Genomic DNA, 15,839 nt, shown 5'->3' on the forward strand with positions numbered 1-15,839 from the left:
AGGACCGGCCGCAGGATGCACACACACAAGCATCCGATCCCAAAGGTTTCTCACGCCTGTCCCAGGGAAATAAAACAGGCGGAAACAGCGGGAGGCCGTTACCGGTCGGGTAGCTGGCACAGCAGGTCTCCGCGCCAGGGAGACGGCCCCCGTTCCTTGCGGGACGGGGGCCGATCAGGTTTGTATTAGTTTTTGAAGGTGATGCCGAAGGTGACGCGGGTACCGTACTTGCTCCAGCCCAGCGGCAGGCCGCCGTTAGTATAGGGGTGCTGGAGATTGTCGAGCAGGTTCTGGCCGGACACGTTCAACGAGATGTGGCTGTTGACCTTGTACGATGCCGACGCATCCAGCTGGCCCCAGCCGTCGACATAGGATGGCGGCGTCAGGTCGTCGCCGAGCGTGACGTTGTACTTGGTGCGGTAGGTGTAGGACAGGCGGGCCTGCCAGGCGCCCTTCTCGTAGTACGGCGAAATGGTGTAACTCCACTTCGACAGGTACGGCATGGCCAGCTTGCCCGCCGTCGTATTGTACTGGTCCTGGTAGGACGAGTACTCCTGATTGAGGAAGGTCGCGTTGGTCTGGATGCCGAAGCCCCACGGCAGATTGCCCTGATAACCGACCGAGATACCGGAAATCTTGGCGTTGCTGCCGTTGTACGGCGCGTTGACCAGCATGTTTTCCACACGGTTGCAGACGCGGCCGACCGTGCCGAGGCAGTAGTTCAACGCGCTTTGCGGCAGGGTCACGTCCTGGAAGGTATACTTCTGGACGATGTAGGACTGGACGTCCTTGTAGACCAGGTCGACGTTGAGCAAGCTGTTCGGCGCGAAGTACCACTCGTACGAAGCGCTATAGTTATACGCGCGGTACGGCTTCAGGTCGGGATTGCCGCCGTGGCCGCCGAAGTGGCCGGCCGCCGTGCTGTAGCGGTCAAGGCTGTACTCGATCTGGCCGGACATGTCGGCGAAGGTCGGGCGCGACATGACCTTGGCCGCCGAGAAGCGGAGCAGCATGTCGTCGCTGAGATCGTAGACCGCGTTGAACGACGGCAGGATGTCGTCATAGCTCTTGTCGATCGAGATCATTTCTTCGTCCCACGGATAGTAGTCCATGGTCGACCTATAGGTCTGCGCATTCTCGGTTTTGGCGTAGCGGACGCCGACGTCGCCGTGCCACTTGCCTGAACGGAAATTGGCCTGGATATAGGCGTCGTCGACCTTTTCCGTCGTGTCCCAAAGGTTGCCGGCGTCGCGGTAATCGGCCGTGGCGTTGCCCGAGCTCTTATTGGCGATGGAATATTGCGCCATCGCGTCCTGGGTCAGGGCGACGAAGGTTTTCAGGTCACCGGAAGAGCCAAGACCATCGACCAGTGCAGGATCGCTGAGGTAGGTCGGGAAGTCACCCATAGTGCCGGTGACGTTGAACGTCGTGTTGTAGAAGTGCGGCGTGTTGATGTCGCGATGCTTCTGGTACTTGGCGCCGAACAGGATTTCGGTGAACGGGCCCCATTCGACTTCGCGCCTTATGTCGAACTTGGCGTAGTCGAACTGGTCGAGCGACACGGCCGTCTTCACGAAACCCGCCTGATCACCCTTCTTGCGCGTGGCGAACAGCGTCGGGTCGGTCGCCGACTTGGTCAGGTTCAGTGACGCGCCGTCCGGCGTCAGCGCGAACGTGCCGCTGTCGGTGCCGTAAAAGCTCAGGAAATATTCGGGATCGGAACCGCCGGTGGCCTTGGTGTCGCCGATCGATGCGCTGATCGTCCATGCGCCCGGCGTCCACTTGCCGTCCAGGTACAGGCCCTGGGTGTGGATGATGGTGCGCTTGTAGTATTCGTCCTGGCGAACGGCGAAAGTGCCGGTGCCGCCGGTGACGCCGGAGGCGTTGGTCGTCACGCTCGACAGCTTCGTGGGATAGAGGTTGCCGTTCTGCGCGTTGCGGATAGGGTCGCCGACGCTGTGAATCTTGTTGCCGGCGCCGTCGTAAACGTCTGTCTGATACCGTGTATAGTACGGGTTGGTCTCGTTCCAGTCGACGCTGAGATCGGTCTGGAACCACTGGTTATAGCTCGAATCGTCGTCGCGGACATCAATGCCGTAGATGTTGATGTCCATATCGTCGCTGGGACGGATCTGGAAGGCCGCGAAGGTCGACTTGCGCTCGTGCTGCTGCGTGGTGGCCGACAGCGCGATATACTGCGGGACCAGCATGCTCGTGGTCAGGGCCGGACCGCTGGACACCGTCGGCAGCGCCGACGGATTGGTGAAGGCGGTGCCAGCAGTGTTGCAGGTCTTGGCGTTGACGTCGACCCCGCCCCAGTGGGCGGCGCTGCACACCGGCTGGTACGAAGCCACGATCGAGCCGCTGCCCAGTACCGACTTGTTGTAAGAGTAGTTGATCATGAAGCCGAAGCGGCCGCTATCGTCCTTCGTGCTGTACACGACGGAATAGCGCGGATCCTTTTCCTTGTTCCGCTCGTTGATATTGTAGCTGTAATTGACCGTGAAGGTATTCTTCGGCAGCGACAGCGGCTTCAGCGTGTTCAGGATGATGGTGCCGCCGACGGCGCCTTCGTCGAGGCGCGCTTCCGGGGTCTTGTAGACCTCGACATTGCCGATCAGTTCGGGCGCCAGGTTGGTGAAGTCGAAACTGCGGCCCGTGTCGTGGTTGTTGGCCCCGCCGGTCGCGGTCGCCAGCGGATTGCCGTTCAGCTGAACGACGACCAGGCGCGAGTCGATACCGTTGATGGCGACGCGGTTGCCTTCGCCGCCGCCGGTGCGGTCGATGGTGATGCCGGGGAGCCGCGACAGCGACTCGGCGACGTTCACGTCCGGGAACTTGCTGACGTCTTCCGCCGTGATGACGTCGATGTGCGCCGAAGCGTTACGCTTGACGCTGAGCGACTTCTGCAGGCTTTTGCGAACGCCGACGACAACGACTTCATCCGAAGCGCTGTCCTTTTTCGCGGCCGGAGCCGCCGTGTCCTGTGCGTAGGCCCCGGCTGAAATCATGACCCCAGTCAAGGCCGTCGTTATCAACGCATACGATCTTAACTTCATACCCTCTTCTCCGCCTTTTTCATTTCACATCCGAATCCCGGCGCCCGGGAACGATTTTTGCGTGATGCATTACCTTTTTAGTACCAATTCGGCGCTTGGGCTGGCCGCTGGTGAAATATTTCTTACATATAAAACGAAGGAACCGTCAAACCGTTAGTTTTGTCGTACTGTCATATTTTGGCGCAGATAGCGGCCAATTTCAAACATTCGTCATATCCATTTTTCAAAACCGCACCTAACGCACCCGTTTACCTTTCAAGCCTTTGCGCAACCCGGCTCTAAAAATCCGGCCGGCGCCGGACGTTTTTTCGCCACAGCCTGCCAACGCATTTCGCTGCCTGATGTTGCTTTTGCAACACACGAACGCGAGAGCACGGGCGGCATATGCATTTCTTCGCCGCTGCCGCCGCACGGGTCCCAAAATATGAAAAACCCGACCCGAAATGGTCATGACCCATTTTGAAATCACGCCGAAAGGCTTTCCTTGAGCGGCAATTGGTACTATGTCTGCCGGTCTTTCCCAGCGTCCGTTCAACGATGACCTCGCCTTTTCTCAAAGCCGCTCACGAAGCAATCCGTCGCGGCGACATGCCCTATGCCCTTTCCGCCGCCGAATCCGCGGCCGCCGCCGCTCCGGACTCGGTCGAGGCCTGGTGGGTGCTGGGAACGGCCGCCGCTGGTGTCGACGCCTTCCAGGCCGCCGAGGAAGCCTTCGCCGAGGCCGCCCGTCATGCGCCCGAAGGGTCGCGTCTGCGCGCCCAGATGCAGTCGTTGCGCGGCAAGCCGCTGATGAGCGACGGACGCGTCGCCGAAGCCGTTTCAAGCGCGCGCGAAGTCATCGCCGGTGGACAGGCCGATACGGCCAGCCTGGTTCGCGTCAGCTATACGCTGACCCATGCCGGACTGCCCGCCGAAGCCCTGCCGCTGATGCTTGAGGCGACCGAGCGAAACCCGGACCACGCCGAGGCCTGGTACAGCCTCGGCAGCGTCTGCCGCGCCACGGGCGACATAAAAATGGCGGAACGGGCTTTCAAACAGGCCATCACCCTGTCGCCGACGCCTCCGGTTTCCGCCTATTTCAACCTGGCCTATCTGCGGCGGTGGCGCGACGACGACAACCACATTCCGGTTCTCGAAACGATGGAATGCCGAACCAGCCTGGAGGCCTGCCGGGTCGCCTATACCCTGTTCAAGGAATATGACGACCTGGGCCGCACGGAAGACGCCTGGGACTGCCTGCAGGTCGGGTCGAACCTCGCCCGCAAGATCGAGCCCTGGTCGGCGGCCGAAGAAGCCGAGACCGTCGCCGCCTGGAAAACCCATTTCCCGGCGGCGCGATTCGGCCGGCCAGACGGCCGTCCCCGCCAAGGCCCCCGGCGCATCTTCATCGTCGGCCTGCCGCGCTCGGGTACCACGCTGATCGAACGCATCCTGGCGGCGCACAGCCAGGTCCAGGCCCTGGGTGAGCTCAAGACCTTCGGCGTAGTGACGCACCGCATGACCCGGGTGACGACCGGACGGCGGCTGGCGCCCGAAGTCGTGGCGGCCGCGGCCGGGCTCGATCCGCTGGACATAGCCGACGCCTATGCGCACGAGACGGCCTTCCTGCTCGACGGCCGGCCCTATGTCATCGATAAGCTGCCGTCCAACCACGAATATGCCGGCCTGATCCGGCTGGCCTTCCCGGACGCCATCATCATCGGGCTGGACCGCCATCCGATGGACGCCCTGTTCGGGTCGTACAAGCTTCTGTTCACCAGCGCCTACGGCTGGTCCTACGACCAGGACGACCTGGCGGAGCACTACCGCCATTTCCGCGACCTGATGGGCCACTGGAAATCGGTGCTTGGCGACGGCCTCATCGAGGTCTCGCTCGAAGCCTTGATCGCCGATCCGGACACGGAAATCCGCCGGCTGGTCGCCGCCTGCGGCCTGCCCTTTGAAGATGCCTGCCTCCGGCCCCACGAAGCCAGGGGCGCCGTCTCGACCGCCAGCGCCGTCCAGGTACGTAAGCCCATCAATGCCGAAGGCGTCGGCGCCTGGAAGCGATACGAAGCCCAGCTTTCGCCCTTGCGCGAACGTTTGCGCGCCATGGGCTTCAGGGCCGATTAAGTCAAAGGGATACCGGAAAACGTCGTTCTGCGAATGTGACACAAACGACACGATTGTATACGATATCTTTTAAATCGTATAATATATATTGTAGTCGGACAATAAACGTGGTCCCTGTCCGTCAACCGGACGCTGGAAGGCTGCCCGCCGAGAGGCAGCCAGGTTCGGTGGAGGACTGCAACCATGCTAAGCCACGTCTCCCGTAGGCTTTTTTTCACAGGCGCCGCCGTTGTGGCCCTGACAACCGGACTGACGACCGGACTGGCGTCCGCAGCGGTCGCACAAACCCAGGCCGATACAGCCGACGTCATCGTGACCGGCACCCACATCAAGCGCCCCAACCTGAAAAGCTCAAGCCCGATCACCACGGTCGATTCGAAAGAGATCCAGGCCCAGGGCACGACGGCGGTCGAAAGCGTGATCAACCGGCTGCCGCAATTCACACCCGATTCCAACGACAACGTGTCGGGCGGATCTGATGGCACGTCGAACGTCAACCTGCGCGGCCTGGGATCCAACCGCAACCTGGTGCTGATCGACGGCCAGCGCATGCTGCCGACGCTGGCGGTCGACGTGAACTTCATCCCGTCCGCCCTTGTCGACCGCGTCGACGTGGTCAGCGGCGGGGCCTCGGCCGTCTACGGCTCGGATGCCGTATCGGGCGTGGTCAACTTCATCATGAAGAAGAACCTGAAAGGGCTGGTCATGGACGCGCAGTACAGCGTCAACCAGCATTCCAACGACGCCGGCTATGTGCGCAGCGTCATCAAGGGCGCCGGATACAGCCTGCCCCCGTCCAACGTCACCGACGGCGAGAAGTACTATTACAACATCACCTTCGGCAGCGACTTCGCCGACAAGCGCGGCAATATCGAAGCCTATATCGGCTATCGCCGCGCCGCCGCCGTCATGCAGGACAGCCGCGACTACAGCGCCTGCAGCCTCTACTTCCCCGACGCGGCCGGCTCGACCTTCGCCTGCGGCGGTTCCGGCAACCATGCGTACGGCCACTTCGATCCGCTTACCGGGCCGAACGCCGGGGCGGACCTGGCCAATGCCAAGGACGGATCGAAGACCTTCGTTGCCAACGATTCGAGCTTCCTCTACAACTATGCGCCGACCAACTACATCCAGCGTTCGGACAACCGCCTGACCTCGGGCGCCTTCCTGAACTATGTGCTGAACGACAAGGCGAAGCTGTACGGCAGCTTCATGTACATGGACGACCACACCTTCTCGCAGGAAGCGCCGTCGGCCATCTGGCTGGGCACCAACTTCGCCATCAACTGCGACAACCCGCTGATGAGCGACCAGCAAAAGATGACCCTGTGCGGATCGACGACCTCGACGGCCGACGCCCACACCCTGGTCGGCTACCGCATGGCCAAGGGCACGCCGCGCCGCAACGACCTGCGCCACAGCGACTTCCGTTACAATATCGGCGTCAAGGGCCAGATCAACGACGGCCTCAGCTACGATGTCGGCTTCATGCAGTCGCAGATGCTGTTCGATTCCAACTATCAGAACGATGTCGACCAGGCGAAGGCCGGCAAGGCGATGCAGGTCGTTCTGGTGAACGGCACGCCGACCTGCAAGTCGGTCGTCGACGGTTCGGACCCGGCCTGCGTGCCGATCGACATCTTCAGTTCGAACGGCCCGTCGGCCGCCGGCTACAACTACATCTACACCCAGACCTTCACGCACGGCGACCAGCGTCTCAGCGTCGCCAGCGCCAGCCTGAACGCCGACCTCGGCGTCTATGGCATCCACGTGCCGTGGGCGAACGACGGCGTGGCCCTGGCGGTCGGTGCCGAAGAACGCGACGAGACCCTGCTGTTCAAGGCCGACGCCCAGGCGCAGGCTTCGGGCACCAACAATGCCGACGGCGAGATCAAGAGCGACGAGCTTTACACCGAAGTCAACGTGCCCCTGGTCCAGGACAAGCCGCTGATCCACGAACTGACGCTCGATGCCGGCTATCGCGTGTCGCGCTACCAGGCGCATTCGCAGCTCTATACGGCGCCGAACAAGAACATCTCGACCTCCAAGATCGAGGTACAGTACGCGCCCAATACCGACATCCGTTTCCGCGCCTCGTATAACGACGCCATCCGCGCCGCCAATATAGCCGAGCTGTTCGCCCAGCAGGGCCTTGGCAATGTGTCCGGCGTCGATCCGTGCGGCGGCGCCGTGCCGACCGCCAGCCTGGCCAAATGCCAGCTGTCGGGCGTGACAGCTTCGCAATACGGCCATATCGCGCCCTGCCCGGCCGATGTCTGCGTGCAGCAAAGCGGCGGCAATCCGGCGCTCGATCCCGAACGCGCCAAGACGACGACGCTCGGCTTCGTGCTTACGCCGCAGGCCATGCGCCGCTTTACGATGTCGGTCGACTATTACGACATCCGCGTTGATGGCTACATATCGACGGTCGACCCCAACCTGATCATCAACCAGTGCCTGCAGAACGGCGTCGCCTTCTTCTGCCAGCAGTTCCACCGCGATCCGTCGAGCGGCATCCTGTTCGGGCCGGCCGGCTACATCATTTCGACCAACGTCAATACCGGCTACCTCAAGACGTCGGGCTACGACATCAACGCCAACTACAACCTTGACTGGGCGACCTTCGGCCATTTCGATATCGGCTTCGTCGGCACCTATCTGTCGCGTAAAGTGACCCAGCCCCTGCCGGGCATGGGGTCCTATGACTGCAAGGGCCTGTTCGGTCCGGTCTGCGGCCAGCCCTCGCCGGTATGGCGCCACAATGCCCGCGTGACCTGGGCGCTCAACACCCTGCCGGCCACCATATCGCTCAACTGGCGCTATTATGGCTCCGTGGCTCTGTCGAGCAATACGTCGAACAGCTTCCTGTCCGGCGTCACCTCGACGTTGAACGCCAAGATCCCGGCGTACAACTATATCGATCTCTACGGCACCTGGGATGTCGGCCACGGCATCGCCCTGCGCGGCGGGATCAACAACCTGTTCGACAAGGCGCCGCCGGCGATCTCGGCCGGCCTGCTGAGTTCCTTCGGCAACGGCAACACCTATCCCGGCGTCTATGATCCGCTGGGCCGGATGCTCTTTGTCGGTTTGACCGCCAAATACTAAGGCGGCAGTGTGAAATGAGAGAGGCCCCTGACAGTGTCGGGGGCCTTTTCTTTTGTTCCGATTTTCCAAAAATCAGTTGGCGACGCAGCCCGGCGACGCGGGAACATGGCCCTGGGCGATGGTGACCTTGACAGGCTTCGGCGCCAGCGTCTCCCATTCCCGCACAGCGACGGCAGCGAAGGTCTTCCCGTCTGTCGAGGCGTCGAAGACGGCGCGCAGGCAGCGCGTTGTCACGGGCTTGAAGGTGACCGCGTTGAAGGCGTCCGGCGATGTGCCGTAGCTGGCCTCGATAGGTTGCCAGGTCTTGCCGGTCCAAGCTTCGAGATGCCAGGCCTTCGGCACGGCTACGCCCTCGCCCGATCCCGCCGGGTGGTCGGTCCAGAAACGAATGCGCGCGCCATTCAGCGTCACCGGCTTCGGCCACTGATATTGCACCCATTGCTGCGCGGGATTGTTCGGCGACCAGCTGCCCCACATGTCGGGCGGCAGCGGATTGTCGCGCACAATACCGTCGTTGAGCGCGGCGATGCCGTACTGCACGGGCACCGGCCAGTTCGACGCCATGCGGCGCGCGGCAGGCGCGATATTGCGCTGGGGACCGGTGACGGAGGGCGCAACAGGCGTCGGCACGACCCGCAGCATGGCGGCCGGCGTCTTCGTGTCGTCCCAATGGACTTCATCGATGGCGACGCTGCGGCGGAAGTGCCCGCCGCCCTTGGCATCGGCCGTGTGGTAGGTGATGTACCATCTGCCCTTGAATTCGACGATGCCGGGGTGTGAAGTGGTTGACGACACCGGCGGCAGGATAACGCCGCGATAGGTCCACGGCCCAAGCGGCGACGGCGCGGTGCCGTAGGCGATGCAGGCGTGATAGACGGCCTGGGTGCAGGCCGAGTCTGGTCCGGCGTTATTGGCGGCATAGGCCAGGTAATAGGTGCCCTTGCGCTTGAACAGCCAGGCAGCCTCGAAGAAACCGGTCAGGCCGGTGATCTTCGTTTCCGCCTCCTTGGGCGAAACCATGTCGGCGTTCAGCTCCATGGCGCGAAGTTGGCCGAACGTCCCCCAGTAGAGATAGACGCGGCCGTCGTCATCGACGAACGGCGTCGGGTCTATATTCTGGATTTTGTTGGCTTCGGGCACCGACTGAGACACGATCGGACCGGACGGATGGGCGTCGGTCCATGGGCCAAGCGGGCTGTCGGAGACCGCGACGCCAATAGCGAAGCCGTCTTCGTTTTCGGAATTGGCTTCCAGCACGGGCGCATAGAGGTAGAAGCGCTTGTCGGGGCCCTGGATAATCTGGCCGGCATAGGCGCGGCCGGGCTCGGCCCACTTGAAGACCTGTTCCGGGCGCAGGAAATGGCGATAGTGGATCCAATCGCCGGACTCGACGTTTTTCGTCGCCAGCACCTGCCACTCGTTCATGATGAAGTCGTTGACGTCCGGCGCCGCTTCATCGCGACCGGTCAGGATATAGAGGGTGTCGCCAACGACGATCGGCGCGGGGTCGGTGGAATAGTACTGGCCGTCCGACAGGATGGGATTGTGCGCAGCATGGACGGGGATGCCTGGCGGCTCAGCAAGGGCGGGAGTAGCAAAAACGAGAGCCGAAACTGCCGCTAGAAGCGTTGAGGAAAAAGGATCGCTTCGCCCTCCCCGTTTACGGGGAGGGGGGACCGCCGTCAGGCGGTGGGCGGGGCTCTTGCGGTCTTTCAACGACCACGAACGGCGTGGATTCAAATCGCCAATCCCAGTACCATTCAACACTCGACATGCCGAGTCCGCGACTGGCTTGGGAAAGAGCCCCGCCCACCACGCTTCGCGCGGTCCCCCCTCCCCGCAAGCAGGGAGGGCGAAGTCGTCTCTCACAATCTTTGCCATCACGACGCCTTCACCGGCGCAGCACCGGCGGTGAACAGCTTGACCCCGAACACGGGCCCGGCCGACTTGCCCTCCTTGGGCTGGAAGCGCACGGTCACCTTCTGCTTGCCCTTGGTCAAAGCCTCCGGCACGGGATAGTCTACATCGATCCAGGCGCCCGGCTGGCGGCCGCTCAGGCGCTCGGTGGCGATGACCGTGCCGTCGATCTGGATGTCGAACACGCGGTTGTTCTCGGATCCCCAGTAGGTCGCCTGCAGGATCAGCGGGCCGGCGTCCTTGCCGTCGCGTGTCACCTTGAAGTCGAACGAGAAATAACCGCCGTTCCTGGCGTCGCGGCCATTGCGTGCGCGGTAGACGACCGGCCATGAAATGTCCGATTGCAGATTGTGGTCGTGCTCGGCCTGCATCTCACCCAGGTGCATGACATCGACCGAACGCGCCGCCTCGTCGCGCTGGCGGGCCTGCTCGGCGCGGTAAGCGACCTGGGCAGTCGCCCATTCGTCGTCGGTATAGCGCTGGAAATAGACGGCGCTGCGGCGCTCATATTGCGAATAGAAGGGCGTGAAATCCATGTCGCCCGGGCGGCCGATGCCTGCCGTGCGGTAGGTCGCGTCCTCAACCTTGACCGGCTTGAAGCCACCCAGCAAATCGGCGCCGACCAGGGCCGGGGCGTCGCCGGTGAATTCGGTCTCGACCGTGCCGAGATCGGCCGCCATGACCATGGGGCCGCGCAGCAGGGTGACCAGTTTCGGGTTATCCACGGGCGACTCGAAACGCAGCTCCAGCGGCAGGTCCAGCGTCACGACGTCGCCGGCGCGCCAGGCGCGGCGGATACGGACATAGCCGTCCTCTGCCCGCGACGGCACCGTCTGGCCGTTGACGGCGACAGTGGCCGACCTCGCCCAGCCCGGAATGCGCAAGGCCACGGTGAAAGGAACGGAACCGCCGGCATATTGCTTGAGCTTGAGCGCGATCTTGCCTTCGTACGGATAGCGCGTCGTCAGCTCGAACGTCGCCTTGCGCTTGTCCCAGGTTCCCGTCGACGGAATATAGAGGTTGACGTAGAGCACGTCGCCCTTGCCGTCCCTGCCCTGCCAGTAGATCGACTCGCCGTGCTTGGCGTGGCTTTCCATGCCCGACAGCACGCAGCACCAGAAGTCGTCCTCGGGCGACGAGAAGCCGCGCGCCGACCCCGACATCAGCGGTGTCATATAGGTGAACATGCTGGTCTTGGGGTTCTGCGCCGCCAGAACGTGGTTAAGGTGCGTGCGCTCATAATAGTCGAAGTAGCGCGCCTCGGGCTGCCAGCTGTACAAGTGCTTCGTTAGCTTGAGCATATTGTAGCTGGCGCAGTGCTCGCAGGTCTGTTCCGTGATGTGCTGCGAGATGGTGTCGGGCTCGAAGAAATATTCGCGGTCGCCATTGCCGCCGATGACGAAGCTGTGGTGGCCCGTCACGCGCTCCCAGAAGAAGCCGGCGCCCTTGGCGAACTCCGGCTTGTCGTCGAGCTCGGAAATCCGCGCCAGACCGATAATCTTGGGGATCTGGGTGTTGGAATGGATGTTCGACAGCTCGTCGCGACCGGCGACGACGGCGTCCAGCACCTTCTTGTCGTAAATCCGTTCCGACAGTTTCAGCCAGCGCGTGTCGCCGGTGCGGGCGTAGAGCTCGGCGAAGCTTTCGTTGATGCCGCCATATTCGCAGTTCAGCACCTGCTGGACCTGTTCGTCCGAAAGCGCGGCGAAGACGCCGTCCATATAGCCGCCAAACGCCTTGGCGACCTCGAGCGCGCGCGCACTGCCCGCCATCTGGTGGGCGTCGAGCAGCCCCGCGAAGACCTTGTGGACGTTATAAAGCGGCGACCAGGCGCCGTTGAGATCGAAGCCGTAGGAGCGGATGTCTCCGGCCTTGATCTCGGCGAAGATTTCCTTGCCGTCGACAATCGTGCCGTCTTTTCTTTTGCGCAAAAAGCCCGCGCAATAGCCGTCACCCTGAGCGGCCTGGACGCGCGCCATCTCGGCGGTGATATAGTCGATGCGGCGCACGCATTCGGTATCGCCCGTCTGCTGGTACGTCAGGGAAAGCGCACTCAGATAATGACCCAGCCCCTCTCCGGCGATCGTGTCCGACTCCCAGCCGCCATAGACGGCGCCGCGCACCGGCAGGCCGGCGAACTTGTGATAATTGTGCAGGAAGCGGTCGGGCGACAGGCGCAGCAAATAGGCGTGATTGGCGTCGACCGCGGTCTTGTAAGGCCCGTCGAGCAGCCGTACCTTGTCGAGCGGCAGCGGCGTTACGGCCGATACGGACGGCGCAGCAAAGGCGCGTCCGGCGCTCATCAGGACGGCAGAGGCGGCGGTCCCGGCCAGAAGCTGGCGGCGGCTGGGGGAAAACGTGGAAACAGGCATGGGACGTCCTCTGCGGCGGTTGCGCGATAACAATTATACGGTATACAATATTGTTGCAATATACGATCGGCTGCCGAAGCAATTTTCCGAGGGTTACGATGAAGGGTCTTTTCCACGCCACGGCGCTTGCGCTGGTTCTTGTCGCCGCGGGCTCCACGGCGCATGCCGCGGTGAAGAAGACCGGCCCTGACGCGAAGTTCGTCGCCCTCTACACCAAGGAATATGCCTGGCGCGGGCAGCAGATGGCGGCCGACGAGGACACGCCGGCGGGCCAGCCGGCCGCGCACCTGCCCGACGTGTCGGAGGCCGCGCAGCAGAAGAAGCTGGCGTACTGGCAGGCCGTGCTAAAGGGGCTGAAGGCTATCGACCCGAAGACCCTGACGAAGCAGCGCGCCGAGGACTACGCCGTCTACCGCTTCCAGATCGAAACCCTGATCGCGGACCAGGTCTACAAGACCTATCAGCGGCCGCTGGCCGGCGACACCTCGTTCTGGAGCGACCTGGCCGATATGGCGCGCGGCACCCTGCACACCGAGGAAGACTACCGCAACTACATCTCGCAGCTGAACGACGTCCCGCGTTATTTCCAGCAGAACACCGACAATATGCGCGCCGGTCTGAAGCGCGGCTTCACCGTGCCGCAGGTCGTGCTTGACGGCCGCGACGCCGGCATCCTGACGGGGATCGGTCCCGCCGCGCCCGAGGACAATCTCTATTACACGCCGTTTAAAAAGATGCCGGCCGGCATGCCCGCCGACAAGGCCGCCCAGTTGCGCGCCGAGGGGCTGGCGGCCGTGCGCGACAAGGTCATTCCGGCGCACAAGGCGCTGCTCACCTTCTTCCGGAACGAATACCAGCCGGGCGCGGTGAAGTCGCTGGCGGCCGTCGATTTGCCGGACGGCAAGGCCTTTTATCAATCGCAGATCCGCGAATATACGACGCTCGACCTGCCGCCCGACCAGATCCACCAATTGGGTCTCGATGAAGTCGCGCATCTCCAGACCGAAATGAAGACGGTCATGGACCAGGTCGGCTTCAAGGGCGATATCGCCGCGTTCAACGCCTATCTCCGCACCGCGCCGCAATTCTATGTGACGAAGCCCCAGGACCTGCTCGAGCGCGCGGCCTGGATCGCCAAGATGTTCGACGGCAAGGCCGCGCAGTATTTCGGCCGCCTGCCGCGGTCGCGCTTCGCCATCGTGCCGGTGCCGGACGACATCGCCCCGTTTTATACCGGCGGACGCGGTGGCCCCGGCGTCTACCTGGTCAACACCTATAACCTGCCGTCACGGCCGCTCTATTCGTTACCGGCCCTGACCATGCACGAATCGGCGCCCGGTCACGCCTTCCAGATGCCGCTGGCCTCGGAAAACAAGGCTCTGCCGCCCTTCCGCCGCGACACCTTTATCTCGGCCTATGGTGAGGGCTGGGCGCTCTATTGCGAGCGTCTGGGCGACGAAATGGGTATCTATACGACGCCTTACGAACGCTACGGCATGCTGAGCTACCAGATGTGGCGGGCGGCCCGGCTGGTCGTCGATACGGGACTGCACAGCCAGGGCTGGACGCGCGAACAGGCGCAACACTATCTGCTGGCCAATACCGCCCTGTCCGAGCACGAGGTCACGACCGAGGTCGACCGCTATATCGCCTGGCCGGGCCAGGCCCTGTCCTACTATCTCGGCGAGATGGATATCTGGAAGAACCGCCATCGTGCGGCGAAGGCCTTGGGCGAAAAGTTCGATATCCGCAATTTCCACGATGCGGTGCTGGAACTGGGATCGGTGCCGCTGCCGGTGCTGGATGCGCGCATCGACCGCTTTATCGCCGACGGTGGGAAGAGTCCGTATGCGAATGGAGAGTAAGGCAGCGAGCCAGAATGATTTCGCCCTCCCCATTTATGGGGAGGGGGGACCGCCGTCAGGCGGTGGGCGGGGCTCTTCGTAAGCGGACCCGCACGCCAAACCTATTCTTCTCATCCCCCAAAGACAAACACCGTAACGTCTACGGTCACACCCCGCCCACCACGCTTCGCGCGGTCCCCCCTCCCCGCAAGCAGGGAGGGCGAAGTGGTATCCGCCCTCCCCCTAAACCCGGTCGATCGCCGGCTGCGGTTCCGTGAACCATTTCGCGCCATTGTCGGTAACGTACATATGGTCCTCCAACCGCACGCCGAAGCGGTCGGGGACCACGATCATCGGTTCGTTGGAAAAACACATGCCCGGGGCCAAAAGGGTTTTGTCCCCGCGCACCAGATAGGCCGGTTCGTGGATGCTGAGGCCGATGCCGTGCCCGGTCCGGTGAGGCAGGCCCGGCAGATTGTAATCCGGCCCCAGTCCATGGCGTTCCAGCACGGCGCGCGCCGCGGCATCGACCGCTTCACACGGAATGCCGACCTCGGCGCGCGCGAAGGCCGCGGCTTGCGCTTCCTTTTCGACATCCCAGATGCGCTGCTGCTCGTCCGTCGCGCCGCCGTACACATAGGTGCGCGTGATGTCCGAGGTATAGCCCTGGACGTAGCAGCCCGTGTCGATCAGCACGAGGTCGTTTTCCCGCAGGGTCTGCACGCCCGGCAGGCCATGCGGAAAGGCCGTGGCGCGGCCGAACTGCACGATGACGAAGCTGTTGCCGGCGGCGCCCAGTCTGCGGTGCGCCGCCTCGATGAAATTGATCACCTCGGTCGTGGTGATGCCTTCGCGCATGATCCTTGAGGTCGCACGATGCACCTCCAGCGTCATCGACTTGGCCTGCTGCATCAGGGCCAGTTCGGCCGCTGATTTATACATTCTACAGCCGTTGATCACCGGCCCGGCCTCGATCAGCTCAAGGCCCGTTTCGCGACCAAGGCGGTTCACCATCTCGAAGCTCATAGCCGGATCGACCGCCAGCTTTGAGGCGCCGACGTCGCGCATGGCCTGGCCGACCAGGGCGTGCGGGCTTTCGTCCTCCTGCCACAGGCGAAGGTCAGCCTCGATCTTCAGGTCGGCCTCAAGCGAACCGCGCTCGAAATAGGGACAGATTATCAGCGGTTCGCCCTCGACCGGCAGAAACAGGGCGACCAGCCGCTCCGACGCGCCCCACGGCACGCCGGTAAAATAGTTGAGGCTGGCCCCTGCCCCGACCAGAAGCGCGTCGGCACCGAGATCGCGCGTCAGCTTGCGCGCCTTTTCGATGCGCGCCAGACGCTCTTCGCGCGTGATGCCCGCCGCCTGAACCGGCGGCTGAAGCTTCGCCAGTTCGGCCTCTATCGTGGAACCGCCAATCATCGGCC

7 protein-coding genes are annotated in these 15,839 nt (G+C 63.0%); 3 read left to right on the forward strand and 4 right to left on the reverse strand.

Annotation, left to right across the window (positions count from 1 at the left end; all coding sequences use genetic code 11):
* Positions 1–185: 185 nt before the first annotated feature.
* Complete coding sequence (locus AB8717_RS20870; RefSeq protein ID WP_443750965.1) at positions 186–3,059, reverse strand: TonB-dependent receptor; 2,874 nt, start codon at positions 3,057–3,059, stop codon at positions 186–188.
* A gap of 588 nt (positions 3,060–3,647) precedes the next feature.
* On the opposite strand from AB8717_RS20870, the gene AB8717_RS20875 reads away from it, so the two are divergent.
* Both AB8717_RS20875 and AB8717_RS20880 read left to right on the forward strand, forming a co-directional pair.
* Positions 3,648–5,171: a tetratricopeptide repeat-containing sulfotransferase family protein gene (locus AB8717_RS20875; protein WP_443750966.1), complete on the forward strand. Its 1,524-nt coding sequence runs from the start codon at positions 3,648–3,650 to the stop codon at positions 5,169–5,171.
* Between the two features lie 231 nt (positions 5,172–5,402).
* Positions 5,403–8,279, forward strand: a complete 2,877-nt coding sequence (locus AB8717_RS20880; RefSeq protein ID WP_443750967.1) for a TonB-dependent receptor domain-containing protein — start codon at positions 5,403–5,405, stop codon at positions 8,277–8,279.
* Between the two features lie 72 nt (positions 8,280–8,351).
* Here AB8717_RS20880 and AB8717_RS20885 read toward each other — a convergent pair whose 3' ends face one another.
* Both AB8717_RS20885 and AB8717_RS20890 read right to left on the reverse strand, forming a co-directional pair.
* Positions 8,352–9,965 carry a family 43 glycosylhydrolase gene (locus AB8717_RS20885; protein ID WP_443751422.1) on the reverse strand — a complete coding sequence of 538 codons (1,614 nt, stop codon included), beginning with the start codon at positions 9,963–9,965 and terminating at the stop codon, positions 8,352–8,354.
* A gap of 194 nt (positions 9,966–10,159) precedes the next feature.
* Positions 10,160–12,568 carry a beta-L-arabinofuranosidase domain-containing protein gene (locus tag AB8717_RS20890; protein ID WP_443750968.1) on the reverse strand — a complete coding sequence of 803 codons (2,409 nt, stop codon included), beginning with the start codon at positions 12,566–12,568 and terminating at the stop codon, positions 10,160–10,162.
* A gap of 98 nt (positions 12,569–12,666) precedes the next feature.
* Here AB8717_RS20890 and AB8717_RS20895 point away from each other — a divergent pair, with 98 nt between their 5' ends.
* A complete protein-coding gene (locus AB8717_RS20895) occupies positions 12,667–14,433 on the forward strand; it encodes a DUF885 domain-containing protein (RefSeq protein WP_443750969.1) in 1,767 nt (588 codons plus the stop codon).
* A gap of 222 nt (positions 14,434–14,655) precedes the next feature.
* Here AB8717_RS20895 and AB8717_RS20900 read toward each other — a convergent pair whose 3' ends face one another.
* Positions 14,656–15,834, reverse strand: a complete 1,179-nt coding sequence (locus AB8717_RS20900) for a M24 family metallopeptidase (protein WP_443750970.1) — start codon at positions 15,832–15,834, stop codon at positions 14,656–14,658.
* Positions 15,835–15,839: the final 5 nt, after the last annotated feature.

This window comes from Asticcacaulis solisilvae (assembly GCF_052327315.1).
GTDB lineage: Bacteria > Pseudomonadota > Alphaproteobacteria > Caulobacterales > Caulobacteraceae > Asticcacaulis > Asticcacaulis solisilvae_B.

Excerpts from the sequence above, each read along its gene's own strand:
- AB8717_RS20900 (WP_443750970.1), bottom strand. The coding sequence starts at position 15,834 with ATGATTGGCGGTTCCACGATAGAGGCCGAACTGGCGAAGCTTCAGCCG.
- AB8717_RS20895 (WP_443750969.1), top strand. The coding sequence starts at position 12,667 with ATGAAGGGTCTTTTCCACGCCACGGCGCTTGCGCTGGTTCTTGTCGCC.
- AB8717_RS20890 (WP_443750968.1), bottom strand. The coding sequence starts at position 12,568 with ATGCCTGTTTCCACGTTTTCCCCCAGCCGCCGCCAGCTTCTGGCCGGG.
- AB8717_RS20870 (WP_443750965.1), bottom strand. The coding sequence starts at position 3,059 with ATGAAGTTAAGATCGTATGCGTTGATAACGACGGCCTTGACTGGGGTC.
- AB8717_RS20875 (WP_443750966.1), top strand. The coding sequence starts at position 3,648 with ATGCCCTATGCCCTTTCCGCCGCCGAATCCGCGGCCGCCGCCGCTCCG.